Genomic DNA, 249 nt, shown 5'->3' with positions numbered 1-249 from the left:
ATCGCTCTGCCGCAGCGCCGCCATGGCGGGGCGGCGGTCCCGTTCCCGGTGAAACACCGCGCTCTCCAACCCCAGCCACGCAAGCTGCTCATAAATCCGGCGGTCTGGCAAGCCATCGAAGGAAGCAAACAGGCTCTCCAGCGCCTGGCCCCAGTTCCGGCGGACGCAGCCCGCCACCGTGTTCCAGTACAAATCTGCGCGGCCCTCGGCGTCATAGGTTTTCAGCTCCGGCTCAAACTCATATTCCTC

General features: G+C 64.7%; 1 pseudogene. It reads right to left on the bottom strand.

Annotation, left to right across the window (positions count from 1 at the left end):
- Positions 1 to 249, bottom strand: a pseudogene (locus tag RT018_RS12135) (hypothetical protein); the annotation flags it as partial.

It is taken from the genome of Oscillibacter sp., assembly GCF_032060045.1.
Lineage (GTDB): Bacteria > Bacillota > Clostridia > Oscillospirales > Oscillospiraceae > Oscillibacter.
The sequence above is the reverse complement of the archived record's forward strand: the minus strand, read 5'-3'. Positions and strand labels throughout refer to the sequence as shown.